Origin of the sequence: Bacillus sp. MRMR6 (assembly GCF_001940785.1) — a bacterium.
Taxonomy (GTDB): domain Bacteria; phylum Bacillota; class Bacilli; order Bacillales; family Cytobacillaceae; genus Neobacillus.
Window position 1 is genome coordinate 64,012 of sequence record NZ_MSLS01000011.1, and the last position, 18,547, is coordinate 82,558.

Here is an 18,547-nt window from a genome sequence, read left to right on the forward strand (position 1 = left end):
AACTTCTCTACATCCCTAATATGTATATAAATAGGGGTAAATTACCTAATCTTCCTGGAGGAGTTGAACTTATGAACAAAGGATACATTCCTAAGGGGATGGTTGAGAAGGAATATCGGTGGGAGTATATTAACTATGCACTCTATTATCATCTTAACAAAATGAATACAGATTCCCAACTAGCGCAAAAGCTTGGAATGCTCGTGAAAATCCAAGAATCGCAATTAATGACCTTACAGCAAATGGCTGCTACTCGTGGAAAGAAACTGCCTCCTAGTCCTAGCTATTTTGATCCGCCACAGCAAATATACGACCTGCTTGACGAACTACTAACAAGGGAAAATGAATTATTACAGGAGTATGAAGGTTATACTCATTACTTTTTATCCCCCTCCTCCCAATCCTACTACCTAAACAACATCATCTCTAATAAAAAATGGCAAATTGAAAAGCTTACAGAATTAAGGCAATGTTTTCCGAACTACGATGACCGTGCCGCAAGACAAGATTATTCTCTCGAAAATGGATACCGCTTAGAAAAGGTAATCGATGGCCTTACTTTTCCAACGGTTATGACCTTTGATGATAAGGGAAATATGTTTCTAGCTGAGGCCGGTTATGCCTATGGTGCTGAACCTGGAGAAGGACGAATTTATCAAATTGGTCCAAATGGACAAAAAACAGAGATTGCTAGAGGTTTTTCCGTACCGCTAACAGGTTTAACCTGGTTCGAGGGCCATTTCTATGTTGCTGAGGCTGGATTTGGAAAAAGCACCTCAGATGGGTGTGGCAAAATTACCAAACTAGCTCCAAACGGAGAGAAAACGACACTAGTGTCTGGTCTTAAGTCTTGTGGAGATCATTTTACCGGAGATATTAAGGTTGGTCCCGATCGAATGTTATATTTTACGGTTGGAACCGCTACAAATTCAGCTGTAGTTGGTACAGATAATCAATCGTGGGTAAGGCGAAATCCAAAATTCCATGATACACCTGCTAGAGATTATGTTGTTTATGGAAAAGACTTTATCACGAATAACCCCTTTAATCCAGAAGGCAGTGCCGTGGAAACAGGAGCCTTTAAACCGTTTGGGGTACCGAATCAGGATGGAGAGGTGATAAAAGGAAACCTTTACGCAAACGGGGTGGTTTATCGCTGCAATTTGGATGGCAGTGATTTGCAGGTTTATGCAGACGGGCTTCGCAACCCATTTGGATTGACCTTCTCCCCTTTTGACCAAAAGCTTTATATAACCGACAATGGAGCAGATAATCGGGGAAGCCGTCCCATCAATGAGGATTGGGATAATTTTTGGGAGGTAAAAGAAAATGGCTGGTATGGCTGGCCTGACTTTTTCAGTGGATTACCAGCAACCAGCCCGCGTTTTCGTGTAGAAGGAAAGCCAAAGCCTACTTTTCTTTTAAAAAGTCACCCAAAACTCGCAGGCCAGCCGATCGTTCGCTTTGAACCGCATTCTTCATCGAATAAATTTTCGTTTTCAACCAATCGAAGCTTTGGCTTTGTCGGTGAGGCATTTGTTGGTCAGCTCGGAGGAATGGATGGAAAAAGCGGCCTAAAGGTCGTTCGGGTTAATCTTGAAACGGGACAGATTCGGGATTTCTATACAAATCATGTAGGTTTGGAGATTGAAAGTGGTCCTAAAAGACCCGTTGCTGCTATTTTTAATCCGGAAGCCGATGAACTGTATGTGATTGATTTCGGATTAATGGGTCCTAGAGACAAAAGTGCCGGGACTGGTTCCGTTTGGAGAATCGTTAGAGATAACTAGATGACTATACCCTAATGTTTAAAAGGGTGATAACTAGATGTTTTGGAATAAAGATATTCAAGAAACGATATCACCGCTCATGGATAAAATTAAAAGTCGGCAAAGCCTTCCGTTTAAGTTAGTGGCCACAGCGTTACTTGGTTTAATCGCGGCTATTTTTCAGTCTTCAGGCGGATGGATTCCAGGCATTGGGATGTTAATCAGCCCTTTTTCCTCTGCCCCTATCATTCTTAGTATGTTGATTGGACCTTCGTTTGGCTTATTGTGTTATCTTCTTACAATTTTTCTATTACTACTTCTTCAGCCTTCTGAACTCATTGTCTTTCCCTTTACTACAGGCATCATGGCCATAGGGCTTGGATTCAGCTTTCTGTTGGTAAATAGGATATGGAAAGCTGTAATATTATCAGCAGTATTTTTATTATTGGGGATTTGTTTCTTACTTTACGGTGTTAGATTTCCTATTCTAGGACCATTTTTAATCGAGTTTAGCATGTGGAATATCCTCATCATTTACTTATTTTCACTTGGTTATTGTTGGTTTTGGACAGAGCTTGTTTTACGAGTATTACCTAGATTCTTAGACCAATTAAAAGCGTAAACCTTTAAAAATAAAAAACTCGTCAATGACGAGTTTTTCTTTTTCTCTAGTCTTACTAAATCTCACTAAACTTTTTAAAAATTAATGTTGCGTTATGTCCGCCAAATCCTAAGGAGTTGGATAAAGCGATCTGAATATCCTTCCTCTTTGCTACGTTTGGTACGTAATCTAAATCCAGCTGTTCGTCCGGTGTTTCATAATTTATTGTTGGAGGAAGGATCCCTTCCTTAATGGCTAAAAGTGAAAAAATCGCTTCGATCGCACCCGTTGCTCCTAGCAAATGTCCTGTCATTGATTTTGTAGAACTAACGGAAAGCGTATAAGCATGCTCTTTAAAGACTTCTTTGATTGCTAAAGTCTCATTCAAATCGTTATAACTAGTCGATGTGCCATGAGCATTGATATAGTCCACTTGCGGAGGAGTAATGCCGGCATCTGCTAATGCTAGTTTCATGGCTCGCTGCGCACCTTCACCCTCAGGTGCAGGTGAGGTAATATGATGGGCATCCGCTGTAGCTCCGTACCCAATCAACTCTCCGTAAATATGAGCGCCGCGGGCAAGGGCGTGTTCTAATTCTTCTAATACGACAATCCCAGCACCTTCACCGATGACAAATCCATCACGATTCTTATCAAATGGCCGGCTTGCCGTTTTGGGATCTGGATTTTTGGAGAGTGCGGTCATATTGGAAAAACCAGCTATCGTCATTTCTGTAATCGTCGCTTCTGTTCCGCCGGCAATCATGATGTCCGCATCGCCTTTTTGAATCACCCGGAATGCATCACCAATGGAATTAGCACCTGAGGCACAGGCTGTGACCGTACAGCTGTTCATTCCTTTTGCCCCCAGTTCAATGGATACCTGTCCAGCCGCCATGTCAGGGATAAACATTGGTATCGTAAATGGATTTACTCTTCTTTGGCCTTTTTCAATAAATTTACGATGCTGTTCCTCAAATTCTGCTAGTCCGCCAATACCTGACCCAATCCAGACACCGACCCGTTCTGGATTAATATCGACACCGATTTGAAGGCCAGCATCCTTTACAGCCATTTTACTGGCAGCCACCGCGAATTGACTGTAACGGCCCATTCTTCGCGCTTCTTTTTTATCCATAAATTCTTCTGGTGCAAAGTCTTTCACTTCTGCTGCAATTTTCACATCAACCTTGTCTACATCGTATATCGTCCCTGGAGCAATACCAGAGATCCCATTTTTAATGTTATTCCATGTTGTCAATGCATCATTCCCCAAAGGAGTGACTGCTCCAATACCTGTAACCACTATTCTTCTATTCATTTGAGCTTTTCCCCTTTACAGTTAGAATTCTTAAATGATTGTGAAAATTCCCCCTAGCATGAAAAAGAAGTGCACCTTTATGTCTTTACTATTGTAACTAATTACTAGTAGTTGGACAAATTAGTAGGTCTTAATATATTTATTATATTTAACTATTTATATAAAAAAACCTTCTTTTGCATAAAAACAAAAGAAGGTTTCTTGTACCATTAGTTTAATATATTCTTTTTCTTTCTTAGTATGAAGTAAATAGCAGAACCTGCAACGATGATTAGGAACCCTAATGCTAACAAATTAAATTGATTGGTTGCCGTATCTGGTAACTCGTTTCCTTCATCTAAAGCCTCAGTTTCTGGCTGTTCGAGTACAGGTTGTTCTGTTCCTGGCTGTTCAGTAACTGGAGTCCCAGTTCCTGGCGCTTCTGTTCCTGGYTCCTCAGTTCCTGGGTCTCCTGTTCCTGGCTCCTCAGTTCCTGGGTCTCCTGTTCCTGGTTCCTCAGTTCCTGGGTCTCCTGTTCCTGGYTCCTCAGTTCCTGGGTCTCCTGTTCCTGGYTCCTCAGTTCCTGGGTCTCCTGTTCCTGGTTCCTCAGTTCCTGCTAGGCTAGAATAATAAGCTTTTACCTCTTCGCCAGAAAGGACGGTATTACCATAGACCTTTAAGTCATCCATTAATCCTTTATATGGAGTGTCCCAATAGTTAACACCAAGGGCAAATACACCATCTGCTGTTGTGAATAGGTTCGGGAAGTTTTGTCCCGTAAATGCTTGTTCGCCATTTACGTAAACCTTCATTTCACCATTATTTACAGTAAATGCCATATGCGTCCATTTATTTGTTGGTATTTTCATACCTGTTGTTGCATCGTACCAAGGGTCGCTGCCTGACCATACCATTGTATCCCCGGCACCTGGTCCAAACGGTACAAGACTTAACCAATTACTGTTTGTTCTTGCACCAAAGAAGGTTGTTGTATGCTGTGTTAATTCTTGTGGATTTAACCAAAAAGATACAGAATAACTATTGCTTGATAGTAAACCATTCGGTAAACGAACACCAGACTGACCGTTGAATACAGCCGCTTTACCCGTTACGCCATCCACGTAGGAAATAGCACCGCCTGTATTATCGACAGAATTCCCAGTAATCGTTCCAGCCGTATAGTTGGCAGTTTGGTCTTCAAGATTATCTTCAAAATTATACTGTGCGGTTAATCCATCTGGGTTCTGATAAAGTGCCTGAATTTCCTTTTCTGGAAGAGCGACTCCATCATAGACACGAACTTCATCCATTAATCCTTTAAAAGGAACATCCCAGTAGTTAACACCTAGGCCAAATACCGCGTCTAAAGAAGTGAATACATTCGGGAAATTTGTTCCTGTGTACTTTTTCACACCGTTAATATAGAACTCGGCTTTTCCTTTGTTAACCGTAAACGTAAGGTGTGACCACTCGCCTGCAGGAATCGTCTTATCCGTTACAGCGTCATACCATTGATCACCATTGTGTGACCAAACCATTGTATTGCCCCAAGGTGTTTTTGGAACAACACTAATCCAATTGTTTTCTGTTCTAGCACCAAAGAAAGAGGTTGTAAATTCCGTAATGGCTTCAGGCTTCAGCCACAATGATACTGAGTACGTATCACCTGTAATTAACCCGTTGCCTAAACGTATTCCAGATTTCCCGTCAAATTTAGCAGCTTGTCCGACAACACCCTCTTCAAAGGTAATTTCGCCGCCTGTATTATTTAGTCTATCTCCCGTCACTGTAGCCTCAGTTTGGTTTCCGGAACGATCTTTCAAACCGTTGCTAAAATCGTAGTAAGCCGCTAAGCCGCCCTGTTCTTCTGCTAAAACTGTAACGGTGATGGTTTGTGTGTCTGTCACTTCGCCCAATGTAATCGAAGCGGTTAGTTCTACCGTTGCATTGTCCGAGCCGAATTTTGGTCTAGTTACGGTTCCATCATTCGCTACTACCTCTGGGTTAGAAGATGCCCACGCAATCTGCGATCCTCTTGTTGCTACAGTTGGAAGTGTAAGATTGCTAATGACATTAGCCGGAAAAATAGTAGTCAGCTCTTTTTTAATTGCCTGTACTAATTCTTGGTCTGAAGACGCTTCCACATGGCTTCCCCAAATGACGATACCTTGGTCAGACATCGCACTAAACGTCATTACCCAGCTCTCTGAAGTCGGGTCATATTGACGAATGAAGACCCCATCATACGTACCTTCATTGTCAATCACTAGTTCTGCTCTGTAATTGTCATAAAGCTTCCATGTACCTGTTACAGCACCAGTAATCGTGTTGTCCGCATTTAATTTTACCCATGTTGATTCTGTTAAATCACCGGTAATTTCTTTGCCATGGTTCACGTATTTATAATCACCGGCAACATCTGCCTTTGAAACAGCCGCGATTGTTTCGCCAGCGTAACGATACGGTGTTGGTACCGGCCATTCAGCACTGTTCTTAAAGGTTTGGTGTACGCGAACCTCGTGCATTTCCCCTTGTTGCGGAAAACGAGTATGAGTCACGAGATACTGTTTACCTGTTTCATCATCAATATAATAGGAATTGTGACCTGGAGATTTATAGCCTGTACCTATTCCAGTTCCTGCCTCGCCAAGATCTCTCTTAAATAAGAAGTTTCCAATCATTTTGTTACCGATATCTTTATGGTCGGTCCTGCTTGGAAAGTTTCCTACTCCAACATCGAAGGATGCTGGAAAAACAGCAGCATTTCCTTTTGCATCAGCATAAGGTCCTTCAATAGTCTTTGATCTGAATTGTCTCATTTGGTAGCCGCCATCAGCCGCTAAACCACCATATGTGATATAAAGATAATAATAATCAGATTCCTTATCGTATACTGCATACGTCGCTTCTGCAGATCTACCATATCCTGAAGCAATTTTTGTACCAAAATATCTGTCGATCATTCTGCCATCTGCAGTTTGACCGTCTACACCAGGATACTTAGGCTGACCTGTTTGCTTGTCCAATTCTAAAATAAATGTACCGCCAGACCACGAACCATACGTCATCCACAGCTTGCCATTTTCGTCATAGAGGATGTTAGCATCGATGGCATTTGTATAAAGTTTGTTATTGTAGGCTCCAGTAGAAGTGAACCATGCTGGATTTACCCCACTAATTACACCATCTGCAATTAATTTTGAAAGATTGGTATTCTGCCAATGCTTATTTACCGTACTGTTTCGGTCATAAGCCTCGTTGTTCGTGAAGCCAGAATACATAATCGTATCTACATATTGATAAGGACCTTCAATGTCTTTCGCTACAGCAATACCAATTGCAGAACGGATATAGGTAGACGAAACGCTATAGTACATCATATAAGCACCAGTTGTTCCATCTTCATTGATATAATCTTGATTCCAGAAAATATCCGGAGCCCAAACGGCAAATCCGCCTCTAGAGTCTGAATCATTTTCCCCAGCCCACTTAAAAGAACCGGCAAGTGTCTTAGATAAGTCACCAAAAAGAGTATTATTTGGGGTGTTGTATCCATTTGTGAAATTGTCCCAGCTTATTAAATCGGTTGATTTAGCAGCAGCAATGTGTGAACCAAACACATAGTATGTACCGCTTTTTGCATCCTTAATAATAGATGGGTCATGAACAGTGGCATTTCTAATTACAGGTGGCTCAAGCACACTAGATTGCTCAATTCCAAAAATAGTATTAGGTAATAACAAGATTAAAGTTAAAAAAACAAGTGTACTTTTTTTAATAATACTTTTCCTCATATAACCTTCTCCTTTATCTTTCTAAAATGATAGCGCAACCATTTTACTTTAAATGCTGTTTGTCGGAAATCCCCCTCCCATTCAATCACAGATGTACATACAAGTTATAAAACGCTTCCAAAAAAAGTCGAACAAGTTACTACAAAATAAACAATACTATAAATCTAGTAAATTCTCAATATTACTAATAAATAAAACTAATAAAAAAATCTATTCACTAAAAAAGTTGGAGTCTCTATTTCTCAAAACTCCAGTCGTCCGTACCAATCTTTCTAGTAAATTTGCATTCAACTAGCTAATTTATTCTTCATCGTCCATTTAGTTGTCCGTACTTATTTTCATAGTGTCACTTCAAATTCTCTTAAATGTTTCAATAAAAAACCTCTACCCAAAAAGGATAGAGGTTAAAGAGAGGTACTATTTCGTAACACCATCAGCAATCTGCACCAAGATGGTTGGGTCTTTTATTTTATAATCCTCAGCCAGCAAGACGATTTTAGAGGTGATTTCCGCAGTTTTGGGATCATCATCTATGAACGGTAAAAACAGTCGACCTCTGTGCTGGGAATGAATCGGAAGTATATTCACTGCCCCGCTAGCCATTTTATGAACAACTCCGCTGCCAAGGTGCACAGTATATTTGCCAAACATCCCCGTAATAAGAGCATGGGAGCCTTTTAATTCCACATTCGTTAACTTTAAGAGGCGAACTAGTTCTGTCATAATCGCTGTTCTCATTTCCACCGTTGATAAGCTTGCTTCTGGATCAACGCCCCCAACATGCGCCACACTTACGACTAAATCCACATCGCGCATGATTTCTGAAAAAATAACGTTAGGAACCTCTGTAAACGGGATTCCTTTTCCTGTATTTCTTTCCGTAAATTGGACTCCTTCAATCGTTGGTGCCTCTACATCGGCTGGAGAATACCAATCTGCCATTGCAAAAATATGGGCAATCATATTTTCCTTATAAAAAACCTTTTGCAGCCCTTCACCATAGCTTACTGTCCAGCCCCTGCTCTTTAGAAGCGCAGCAGCCTTTTTCGGCTGAATCTGATGACCGTCATACCTACTAGAGATGGTCCTTGCCTCCAACTCATCAGCAGTAGGTTTGTACAGTTCGCGAAAAACCTGCTTAAACGGCTGGATAATCCCGCATTCAAATATATCCTGTTGAAAAGCTGACCATACCCGGTTTTCGTATAGATGAACAGGATGGGCAATGATGCAGGTGTCCTCAGGCTGTATTGGTAGGCTCTGCTTTTCCGTTCCAACCAGTGCTCCATCCTTAAAATACCCTAAATTATTACCAGATTTAAAGACGAGATTCTTTACTAACGGATAAATGACAGGATGCTCGGAAAGGTTCGCCAGTTCTACTGCGGTAAATTCATCTCCTGCTTCCATTGCCTTTTCAAGCATTGACCATGCTCGAGTATACTGTGCCTTCAACGACTTATGGACCGCTTTTATTTCAGTTACATACTCATTATTTTTCAACTTGGAAGGAATACGCTTGCTCGGTTTACCGTTTTTCATGACTTCAACCGTTGCCCTGCCAAGCTCATCGATTTTGATAGATATGTCCACATCCCCTATAGCTGCTGGTTTTAGGTATGGTTGGAATGATTTAATTTTTTCCGTCTCCATATACCAGGTGAATCGATTTGTATCTGGAAAGCCTGCATTCCGAGCTAGATTTTCTAAAGAAATAGCGACTGCTTTTGCTTCACTCGCACGGCGCTGAGCTCCAAACTGCTTGCTTTCTTTTAGAAATTGGTGGAGCAGCTCGTATCTATACAGCATTTCCTTTTTCTCTGTCCCAAGAGGAATAAGCCCATACAATAGTACATAATCCTTATTTCTTTTTTCAGTTATTATTTTTTCAGCCTGGTCGGAGGTAATTTTCCCTAGCATCGCATCGGTAAAGAGCTGAGATCGTTTATGCAGACCCCCGCCTGCGATATATTTTGCACTGTTGTAAACCACTTTAAATCGTTTTGCTCCTAGTAAAGAGTCGGCCTCTTTAAACCAATCAATATCAAACGCACCACTTTTTAAATCCTCAGGGGGAATAGGGGAATAGCGGGCGACAATCGATTCTTTTTCATGTGAAAAATACTCGTTAACATGTGCATGGAAATACCAGCCTGCAGATTTAAGCCCTGGCCAATTTAAATATTTCTCAATCATATCAAACCATTGAAGAGAGTACATCGCCGCATCAATCAGCTGTTTCTCAGTAACCTTTCGTTTAGCCAGCAGCTCTTTTAGTGTATTCTCATCCTCACCATCGGCCGGATAACAGTTCTTAAGTAAATGGCTGAAAATCTCCTTTTTCGTACTGTCGTCACCGACAAAATTATAACCGCGTACATACGTATCCTTTTCGGAAGCTACTACTATATCCACAAAGAATTTAGTACCTGTACATCTATAAATTCTTGAAGCCAGCCTGCTAACCTCTGTTGTCATATCTCCCCGCTTTAGTTCAATTGATACGACCCTGTCCACAACACTACGGCATACTTCATTCAGTTTTTTACAGGAAGAAACTGATTTGTGGTTGTGAAATTCATGATTTGTCAGAAGCCGCAAATTTTCTGGACTTAATGGCCTTCCGCATAACTCGGCATACAACTCATTTTCATCAACAAGACCGATCTCGTATGCCTTTTCAAAATCAGCCAGCTCTAAGCAAGTATGCGAGAGATAACCTGAATCTTTATACATCGCATACCCCAGCAGGAAAACGTCCCTAAATTGCTGTTCATCATTATCATTACTACTAGCTTTCATCGTACTATACCAAAATGAAATCTCTGGTGCATTCACCAATGTGTCTGAATAATCACTATAATAATAATCTGTTTTATTTCGATTTTCATATTCCATAGCAAAGCACTTTTTAGGCACCTTTTGGCTAATAAAGCTGACCATATTGCGGGTGAGCCCAAATATTTCCGTGTTAGCTACCTCATTCAGCATGGCCTGAAGGATGGTATGAACATGATAGGAATAAGACAAATCTTTAATAAGACTTTTAAATTCGTTCTGATGATTAGGAAACAGCTGTGCAAGCAATTTCTTATACCACTCTTTATTTGTTCGGTAGTATTGCTGATTTAAGTCAAAATAAAATAGGATTTCTAGTAGTTTTGTAGTTGAAAGCTTATGTTTGTCAGATGCTTCTCTCCAAACCTCTGTTAGTGGATAATCTTCTAAGGTGCGTAAGGTATCTCTGGATTCACGATTACCGATTGCTCGAATCGAATATTCGCCGCCAAGAATGACCTTTTGTCTTGCACCACTCCAGTCTTCAACCTCATATTCATATTCTTTATATTGGTCTACTAAATCACTGAAAGTCTGCAAGGTTTGTTTGATCTCCTCCAAGGAGGAAGAAAGAATATCTTTGCTAGTAAAGCCTGATGGTGGTGATAATTCTGGCAGTGTGAGTGTTTGTTTTGGCTGATATAATCCGAACCCCTCGGAAGCAGTAAAATCTTCTGTCTTTGTCTGGGTTATTTTCTCCACCAATATTTTTGTCTGCTGGGATGATTCGGAGAGTACCGCTGCCATTTGTCTGCACTCATCTACTATTAACTTATATTTTGGATCTTTTTCAATCGCAGATATGATGTCTAAGGCGGCCAAATGCTTGTTTTCACTTTTATCATCAAATAAGCGTTTAATACTGCCTAGGAGCTCTTCTTGTGATTGTTTTAGTAGCATAGAAATTGCATTTTTTCGCAAATCGCCCGCTTTATACTGAAGTAAATTTTCGATTATTTTATAATCTTCAGGTGTTAAAGGTAGTTTTTTCACCTTCTTCAACGCAGTGGAACGAATCTGCGAGCTTTTATCCCCCATAAATTCAATCATCGCTGTTTTTTGTTTGAGTGTTTTCGGCTCAGGTAAATAAACCTCAATAAATGCTGACCGGGTATTCACACTCATTTTATCTTTATAGTCGAGCAGTACATCAATCTGGCTGTCTGTTGGTTCGGAGGCGGTCAGCATCATTTTCACTAAAATCTCATCACAAGAAACTGTCGTCTCACACCAGGGGAAAATGCTCTCCTTAAAAATCTTTTCTTTTTTAGGCATATGATCAAGCATTTGTTTCAGCTTTTCAAATAATTCTGATGAGCTGCAAATCCCATCTATTCTCTGGTACTTTTTATTATCTTCCCTATTATCCATTAGGTTATAAAGATGGTTGATATCACTGTAAAGATTTTTAAGAACCCAGCTCTTGACTTCATAATCAGGGTCATCCAGTAGTAGCAAGGCATATTTATGCTGAAAACGAGGATATTGAACTTGCTGTAAAAAGTATAAAGCTACTAATCTTTTATATTTTTCCTCCTCAGCTATCAATTCTTGAATCTTTGTTTCCGTCCATGCTACATCGTTAAACGCCAAAGACCATAATCCAATATAGATTAACAGCGCATCCTTACTTTTCAAGCATTCTTCGGCAAAGTCTCTTTCCTTTAAGCACCTATAAGCTGTCTCCAAACATCTCTTTATCACAGAAGGCTTCTGAGCCGTTATTCCAAGGCCTGTCCATACATCAAATGCCCTAACCACAGATGAAAATCTAATGAGATTATGGTCTACTATCGTTTTTAAAAGATACAGAAATCCTTCTCTCGAACCTTCATCCATACATTCAACAATCGTTTGGCGAAGACCCTCCTGCAGTTTAGCTGCCAAAAGCAGTTCGCTTATCATTTTATGTGCATGTTCACTTCGGCTCATCAACAGGCCTTTAATCATTTCGCGTGAGACAAGACCCGTATTGTTATCACCATAAATGATATCCTGAATCTGATTGATCACCATTTCATTATTCTCATCTATTTCTAAAGCTAACAAATCTGGAAGGACCGGATTGAATGCAAATTTATTGTCCTTAGAGGCGAAATATTCCTCGTAGGAAAAGTTCACTGCCACTAAGTGAAGCATACCGTTCAGCTTCTCAATAGCCGTTGCCAGATATAGCACATCAAAGGACTTTGTCCGAAAAGACCGCCGTTCCATTCCGGAAGAGTAAATGTATTCAGAACTGTTATCCCAGACTTTTTTAAACTTCTCAGCCCACTCCCTGCCAAAAAGAGTGACCAACACCTTAAATTCAGATCCGCTAAAAATCACTGATATAGACTCGGTGTTTTCCGTCCATAGAGTAGAGTAAAGATTAGCTTGCTTTTTGTTCCACTCTTCGTAGTTGTATCCCTTGATTTTATGACAGGCTACTATTGCATTGATGATGTCTTTATTCCTGCCAAAGGACAAAATGGTTTTTACATTCAGCTTTTCAATATATTTTTTAATAGCTTCACTATCTTGATAGTAGTAATACAATTAACAACACCTCACCACATTCTCCCTGCTAGCATCGTAAACCGAATAAAAGTCAATACATCAGCTTCTTTTACTTCAAGAGGCCCATCAAGAGTCGAGATCTCTTGGTCGCCAACAAAAACTCTAAACAGACCATCTGTAAAAGCTGTCATCGTAGTATCAACTGCTTGAGCAGAATCTGCCTGCTGAGTATTGAATCGTTCCCCAAATCCTACCTTCCCAGCTTGTACCTCGTTCTCTATGTCATCGAAAGAAAGGTATTTAAGTAATACGTGTTCTTCTGCCTTTTTATTGTATTCCGCAACATTCCCCGTAATGACCTCTGTAATCAGCTCCCTTAAACTAGTTGGAATTCTGGTTAAAATCAATTCTTCCTTTGTGAGATATGCCTTACGTCTTCCTGCCTGCTTCACAGAAACATACACCTTCACGAACATCACCTCTGTTAAGGCTAATTATAAACAATACTTTCAATTGAAAGAATATTAATTATCTGTAAAAAGTACGCAGGACCGGTTCTCCTGGTTTCCTAAGGAAGCTGGAGGACCGGCCCTGTGCTTACTTCAAATAAACCTGCTCCCTAGAATGGAAGCCGTCTCTGATTACTGTTTCGTCTATATTTGATTTGTTTACTGCAATTGGAAAGAGTAATAATGAGGGGACTTCGATTTTTCCGTTGTTTACTCGACTACCCGCAACAACGGCTTCTCCTTTTGCCATTTTAACTGCAATTTCAGCTGCCTCTTTGGCTAGCACATTGATTGGCTTGTACACTGTCATGGTCTGCGTTCCTTGCACAATGCGCTGCGTGGCGGCAAGCTCTGCATCCTGTCCTGCGACAGGTATTTTCCCTGCAAGTCCATGGGCTGCGAGTGCTTCAATTACAGCACCGGCTGTTGCATCATTGGCAGCAATCACTGCGTCGATCTGATTATCATTGGCTTTTAGAGCATCCAGCATGTTTTTGTAGGCATTAGCAGGTGTCCAGTTCTCGGTCCATTGGTCATAAACGATAGTAATGTCACCTCGGTCAATATAAGGCTCCAGCACGTTAAAAACACCTTTTTTAAACAAATGTGCATTATTATCGGTTTCTGCCCCACCGATGTAGACATATTTCCCTTTTGGAACTAGTTCCGTAATCTCCCTTGCCTGCAACTCGCCTACCATTTCATTGTCAAAAGAAATATACAGGTCAATATCGGCATTTTTGATGAGGCGATCGTAGGAAACTACCTTAATACCGGCTAAATGGGCTTTATTCACAATCGCTGCAGTGGCTTCTGCATTGTGCGGAACGACAACTAGCAGATCAACACCCTGGCTAATTAATGTTTCAGCTTGTGATATCTGCAACGCATCGTCTCCATTAGCTGCCAAAATCTCTACTTCTGCTCCAAGACCTTCTACAGCCTCTTTAAATAGATCTCGGTCCTTAAGCCAGCGTTCCTCCTCTAATGTATCCATTGAAAATCCTATTTTAATCATGGCCTCAACAGCTTGGTTTGCTTCTTGTGAGATTCCTGGTGAGACTGCCGGCTCAGGAATCTCGTCTCCTTTTTCACAAGCAGCCGTAACACCGAGCAGTGCACTGATAACTATGAATAGGGACACCCTTACCACTGTCATTACGGACCTGCCTTTTTCAGTTAGCCCCATCATAAACTATTCATTTCCTTTTTCCCATTCAGCGTTCTTCGATAATCCTTCGGCGATATTGTGCACATTTTCTTAAACACCTTACTAAAATAGTTAGGATCGTGGTACCCGACCTCGAAGGTGATTTCTTTTATACTTTTTTCTGGATCACCCAGCAGTTTCTTCGCTTTTTCAATCCGGCATTCAGTCAATAAATCAATGTAGTTGATCCCTAGTTTTTCTTTGAACATTTTACTAATGTAGATCGGACTTAAATCTACCTTTTTGGCTAATGTATCTAAAGATATATCTTCACTAGAGTGTTCAATAATATATTGCTTAATTTGATGAATCGTATCTGCTTCAAGCCGCTCATAATGTTGATCGTACGATTGTTTCATTTTATCAAGTAGCTGATTTGTCTCAGAACGGAGGTGGCGATAATCTATCGTTTGGTAGGAATACAGTGGTGTAGCAGTCACAACTCCCATTTCTCTCAAAACTCTTGATACAATCCATAAAACTTCAAGTAGTCGTTGCTGAATTTGCAGAAGATCAATATTTTCATTTTCATAGTATTGAATCACATTCATAATGTCGGTACGGATTGATTCCCATTCGCCAAATCTAATCTGATCAAAAAACTCTTTTTTATGGTGTTTTACCAATTGTTGATTGTTTACATCATTGATAGCGGGAACATCTGAATAGTAGCGGTATTTAACCGGAAGTGTTGTGTCCATACTAGCAATCAGCGACTCTTGATAGGATTGCCGAATTTGAGCCAAAGAACCACATATATTCCCTATTCCGACAAACCATTCTTTGAGGTCAGCTTCTGATAAAGAAAGGATTTCACGAGCGAGAGTTGTTGCTTGAGTACGAAAAGTTTGGTCTGGCTGTCTAAATACGATAATGGGAAGTTGATTACTATACAAGGCACCAACCCATCCGCTCTTCGACTTCCTGACTTTCTCTTTAATAGCAGAATAGTAGTTTTCGGAGCCTTTCGGAAGCAAGACGCTCATCACAAACAGCTGTTTCGTTGATGGAATATCCAGCATCTCTAACAACATGTCTACATGGACCTCATGTACATGATCGAACAACAACTGTGTGACAACATCTGTTTCCACGAGAGCCAATGTTTTCTGAAGTGCATCCTTTTCTTGCTTATTCTTTAAACGCAATTCACTTTCTTCTTCAATCTGCTTCAATACTTTTCCAATTGTTAACACGATATCACTTGACTTACTCGGTTTAAGCAGATAATCCTTTACTCCAAATTTAATCGCTTGCCGCATATAGTCAAAGGTGTCATAGGCTGTTACCATAATGAATTTAATAGTGGGATCATTTGCACATATCTTTTCCACTGCTTCGAGCCCATTCATTCCAGGCATCTTAATATCCATTAAGATGAGATCTGGTTTGAACTCACCTGCCATTCGTACCGCCATATTACCGTTTTTCGCCTGCTCAATCACGAGTTCTGGAAAATGCCTATTTAAAATAACCTGCATTCCCTCGCGCTCGATCTGTTCATCATCCACGATTAACAGCCTTATCATGCTTATCACCTTCTTATCCTTATTATCACTTTTGTTCCGCAGCCCTTATAGCTAACAATATCGATTATTTCATCATATCCGAAAAACAGACGCAGTCGTTTGACCACATTACTAAACCCAATCCCGGTTGAATGGCCTTCTGTTTGGACACTATCTTCCTCAAGAATCTGCCGAATTTTATCCTCTTCCATCCCTGATCCATCGTCTTCAATTTCAATCGTAATTTGTTGGTCACCATCAATTACTCGGACCCAAATCGTCCCTCCATCTTCTTTTGGCTCAATGGCATGAATAACTGCATTCTCGATAATCGGCTGCAGGGTTAAGGCAGGAATCCTAACGTTAAGGCACGACTCGTCCACTAGCAGCACCAGATTCAGCCGTTCGGTAAATCTTGCTTTTTGAATATCCATATATTGCTTAAGAACCATAACCTCTTCCTGAAGCGTGACCGACCGGTCTAATCTCTTTAAGTTGTAGCGCAACAGCCCAGCAACACTTACAAGTAGGTCACTTGTCTCTTCAGATCCTTCAAGGTAAGCCTTTTTCGAAAGTGTATTCAACGTATTAAACAAAAAGTGCGGATTAATCTGACTCTGCAAGCTGCGAAATTGACTCTCCTGCAATAAAATTTTATTCTGTTGCAGTTCATGTTCGAGCTGTGCTTTGTTTTTTATCTCAAGAATCAAGTTATTTATATTGATCCGCATCCGGTCAAAGGTTTTAGCAAGAAATGAAATTTCATCATTTGTCTCCACATTAATCGGCTTATCAAAACTGCCATTGGACAACTCATTAGCCGCTTGAGTCAGCTTTAGTACAGGTCTTGTAATCGTTAAGGAAAACCAATAGGTTGCTACTAAAAGCAGGAAAATAATCAGAAGCAACTGCCAGATTCCAAGCTTGATCACTTCACCAGATCGCTCGATCATACTGCGATAGAAGCGGTCATAGGTTTTAAGCTCGGTATCTAGCAAGCTGAGAGTCATTTCAGAAATATAGGTTGAAATCCGTGTAGCTTCCGAGAACTCCTTTGCAGCAGATTCGGTTTCTTGTGCTGAATGAAAGATTAGGATCCGATCTGTCGTTTCAATTAAGCTATCAATTAAATTAATATAGTTCGTTAAGATGAACGTATTTTCAGAGTTTCTGAGTTTTGCCACATCCAGCTTCGCTTTTTGCATTCTCTTTTTACTCAAATTAAGCTGGTCTATTTTATCTTCTGACGGGCTAATCATATAGTTATTTAGGTCGGTTATGACAAATTGGCTAGATCTAGCCGCTTCATTCATACTTAAATAGCGCTGCAGGATTTCATTATATTGATTCTGCGTCTTATGATTATAGAATGTAAGCGCTATCCAAATAACCGACATGATGACAAGAATAACAGTGGTGAGCGTCAATATTTTCTTTTGAATACTATTCATTTCATGTCCGTCGCTTTCAAAATATGAATATCAGTAAAATAACCTTCAGAGTTAAGCGGAACCGTTTCTCCGTTCAACCACTCCATTAAAAGCTGAACACTTTTCTCGCCCATTTTTTCAGGCGATTGCTCAATCAGGCCGTCTAGTTTACCCTGCTTAAGCAATGACAATGACTCGGTACCATCGTCAAAGGAGAATATATAAAAGGGTTCAACCTGAAAACGTTTACCTAACTCTTGAATCATAGCCCCTGCAACCTCAGCATCGACGGCGATAAAGGCGTCAACTTCAGGGACTCGGTTCAGAATGCCTTGTGTAGTAGCGACGATTTCCTCCCTTGAATCAGAGGTCTCGGCAAAAACAGTTTGAACATTTGGGTGCTGCTTCAATACATCTTGTATTCCATTCAGACGTTGAATTTGGTAATACTCTTGCTGACGGTCGTACATAAGAACGACTTCTCCTGTTGTCCCCATGTCAGCCAACAATTGAGTCGCAATTAATTGTCCTGCCTTATATTGATCAGAACCAATATACGTTTTTCTAAGACTATCCGACATCGGTACATCGTTTGCTACAGTAATGACCGGGATTCCATAGGAAGAAGCTTTAATTTTTGTAATTTGTTTAAACTCTTCTGTATCAAGACCTTGTACGATTATACCATCCACTTTCGAATGAATCGCAATTTCCATTTTCTTTAAAAAGTCTTCTTTGTTGCTGTAGCTCCCCCATACTTCAAGGCTCACCCCATTCTTTTCTGCCTGTCTTAACGCCCCATTAGCAACCTTATTCCAAAAAGGTGTCTCCATATCTTGTGTAATTAACACAAGTCGATGGTTTGCCTTCTGCTGGTTAACTTTTAGTAAGTGCCAATCAGAGCGAAAAACTTTCCTTGCCGATTCAAATGTAAAATAGCAAAGAAGGATGAACACACAAAATAAAATTATTATGCCTACTTTTCGCAAGAGAAATGTCCCCCTTCTTCCCTAATAATAAACTATTAATCATCAAATCATCTATATAAAAAATGACACATTGTCTCCTTCCTATAGAGATTGTCACAAA

The 18,547-nt window shown here is 40.4% G+C and carries 10 protein-coding genes; 2 read left to right on the plus strand and 8 right to left on the minus strand.

What is annotated here, in order from left to right:
- The first annotated feature begins 71 nt into the window (after nucleotides 1–71).
- Complete coding sequence (locus BTR25_RS12610) at nucleotides 72–1,790, plus strand: PQQ-dependent sugar dehydrogenase (RefSeq protein WP_075688420.1); 1,719 nt, start codon at nucleotides 72–74, stop codon at nucleotides 1,788–1,790.
- Nucleotides 1,791–1,827: 37 nt separating this feature from the next.
- A complete protein-coding gene (locus tag BTR25_RS12615; RefSeq protein WP_075688421.1) occupies nucleotides 1,828–2,391 on the plus strand; it encodes a hypothetical protein in 564 nt (187 codons plus the stop codon).
- Between the two features lie 55 nt (nucleotides 2,392–2,446).
- Here the strand turns inward: BTR25_RS12615 and fabF are convergent, their stop codons facing one another.
- From fabF to BTR25_RS12675, 8 genes are all read right to left on the minus strand, one after another.
- On the minus strand, nucleotides 2,447–3,691 hold the full coding sequence (gene fabF / locus BTR25_RS12620; RefSeq protein ID WP_075688422.1) for a beta-ketoacyl-ACP synthase II: 1,245 nt from the start codon (nucleotides 3,689–3,691) through the stop codon (nucleotides 2,447–2,449).
- Nucleotides 3,692–3,900: 209 nt separating this feature from the next.
- Entirely contained in the window at nucleotides 3,901–7,464 is a 3,564-nt protein-coding gene (locus BTR25_RS26855; RefSeq protein WP_083652354.1) for a LamG-like jellyroll fold domain-containing protein, read from the minus strand.
- A 417-nt stretch (nucleotides 7,465–7,881) separates the two neighbouring features.
- Nucleotides 7,882–12,840: a DUF4132 domain-containing protein gene (locus BTR25_RS12650; protein WP_075688423.1), complete on the minus strand. Its 4,959-nt coding sequence runs from the start codon at nucleotides 12,838–12,840 to the stop codon at nucleotides 7,882–7,884.
- Nucleotides 12,841–12,851: 11 nt separating this feature from the next.
- On the minus strand, nucleotides 12,852–13,271 hold the full coding sequence (locus BTR25_RS12655; RefSeq protein ID WP_075688424.1) for a hypothetical protein: 420 nt from the start codon (nucleotides 13,269–13,271) through the stop codon (nucleotides 12,852–12,854).
- A gap of 127 nt (nucleotides 13,272–13,398) precedes the next feature.
- Entirely contained in the window at nucleotides 13,399–14,502 is a 1,104-nt protein-coding gene (gene xylF, locus BTR25_RS12660; RefSeq protein WP_075688425.1) for a D-xylose ABC transporter substrate-binding protein, read from the minus strand.
- Nucleotides 14,499–16,049, minus strand: a complete 1,551-nt coding sequence (locus tag BTR25_RS12665; RefSeq protein ID WP_075688426.1) for a response regulator — start codon at nucleotides 16,047–16,049, stop codon at nucleotides 14,499–14,501. The genes xylF and BTR25_RS12665 overlap by 4 nt, the downstream gene beginning before the upstream one ends.
- Nucleotides 16,050–16,054: 5 nt before the next feature.
- On the minus strand, nucleotides 16,055–17,479 hold the full coding sequence (locus BTR25_RS12670) for a sensor histidine kinase (protein ID WP_075688427.1): 1,425 nt from the start codon (nucleotides 17,477–17,479) through the stop codon (nucleotides 16,055–16,057).
- Nucleotides 17,476–18,447, minus strand: coding sequence for a sugar ABC transporter substrate-binding protein (locus BTR25_RS12675; protein WP_075688428.1), 972 nt, complete (start codon nucleotides 18,445–18,447; stop codon nucleotides 17,476–17,478). Before BTR25_RS12675 ends, BTR25_RS12670 begins: the two co-directional genes overlap by 4 nt.
- Nucleotides 18,448–18,547 lie beyond the last annotated feature (100 nt).